This is a genomic window from Saccharibacter floricola DSM 15669 (genome assembly GCF_000378165.1).
Classification (GTDB): Bacteria; Pseudomonadota; Alphaproteobacteria; order Acetobacterales; family Acetobacteraceae; genus Saccharibacter; species Saccharibacter floricola.
In genome coordinates, this window is record NZ_KB899340.1 from 1 (window position 1) to 1,739 (window position 1,739).

General features: G+C 52.3%; 1 protein-coding gene. It reads right to left on the bottom strand.

All coding sequences use genetic code 11. The features are described 5' to 3' along the window. Nucleotides 1-1,739, bottom strand: a 1,739-nt coding sequence (locus F457_RS0107800; RefSeq protein WP_018980577.1) for an autotransporter-associated beta strand repeat-containing protein, incomplete at both ends; no start/stop codon positions are given.

Genomic DNA, 1,739 nt, shown 5'->3' on the forward strand with positions numbered 1-1,739 from the left:
GAGATCGCTGCACCTAATGTGACATCATCACTGCGGTTCAGCGCCAGGGTGCCATTATCCGTGATCGCTTGGCTGGCAATCGACCCGCTCGTTCCACCATTACCGAGCTGTAGCGTGCCCTTATTAATTGATGTTGGGCCGCTATAGCTGTTATTGCCTGTTAACGTCGTTGTGCCGGAGCCGTTTTGATCCAGCCCACCTGTGCCAGAGACTAAGGCACCTAATGTGACATCATCACTACGGTTCAGCGCCAAGGTGCCATTGTCAGCAATCGCCTGGCTCGCAATCGACCCGCTGGTGCCACCATTACCAAGCTGCAGCACACCCTTGTTGATAACTGTCCGACCGCTATAGCTGTTATTAGCTGTTAGCGTCGTCGTGCCGGAGCCATTCTGGTGCAGTGCACCTATACCGGAAATGGCTTGGTTCAAAGTCACATTGTCACTGCGATTGACTGCCAAGGTGCCATTATCGGTAATCGCTTGGCTGGCAATCGACCCGCTCGTTCCGCCATTGCCCAGCTGTAGTGTGCCCGCATTAATCGCTGTTGGGCCGCTATAGGTGCTGTTGCCCGTCAGCGTCGTCGTGCCTATCCCATTCTTGTTCAGCGCACCAGTACCAGAAATAACCGCTCCGAGAGTGACGTCATCACGACGGTTAACCGCTAAGGTGCCATTGTCCGTGATCGCCTGGCTGGCAATCGATCCGCTCGTGCCACCATCCCCAAGCTGCAGCGTACCAGCATTAATCGTCGTTGGACCGCTATAGCTGCTGTTGCCCGTCAGCGTCGTTATACCGGAGCCGTTCTGATTCAATGCACCCGTGCCAGAAATAGCTTGGTTCAAGGTCACATTGTCACGGTGATTGATCGCTAGCGTTCCGTTATCCGTAATCGCTTGGCTCGCAATCGACCCTGTTGTTCCCCCATTTCCCAACTGCAGTGTACCAGCATTAATCGTCGTTGGGCCACTATAGGTATTGTCCGCAAGAAGAGTGATTTTCCCTGGCCCGTTTTGGTTAAACGCACCAGAACCCGACATGAGCTGACTAATCACCACATCATCGCTATGATTAATCGCAAGTGTACCATTATTAACAATAGGTTGGCTCGTAATCCAACCTGTTGTGCCACCATTACCTAGCTGCAACGTACCTGCATTAATCGTCGTTGGGCCACTATAGGTGTTATTGGCTGCTAGGGTTGTGACACCAGAACCGTTCTGGATTAAAGCACCCGTGCCTGAAATTTTCTGATTAAAGAGTACATTATCACTGCGGTTAACGGCCAAAACACCATTATCAGTGATCGAGGAATTGGCAATCGACCCGCTTGTTCCACCATTACCAAGCTGTAACGTGCCTTTATTAATCGCCGTCGGGCCGCTATAGCTGCTGTTCCCTGTCAATATCGTCGTACCAGAGCCATTCTGGTTTAAGCCACCAGCACCAGAGATCGCGGCACCAAGTGTCACCGCATCACTACGATTAACTGTTAGCGTTCCATTATTGGTAATCGCTTGACTGGCAATAGACCCGCTTGTGCCGCCATTGCCAAGTTGAAGCGTGCCTGCATTAATCGCCGTCGGACCGCTATAAGTGCTGTTCCCCGTCAGCGTCGTCGTGCCAGAACCGTTCTGGTTTAATGCACCGGAACCAGAAATCGCTGCTCCGAGAGTGACGTTATCGCTACGGTTAAGGGCCAAGGTGCCATTATCGGTAATCGCTTGGCTCGCAATCGA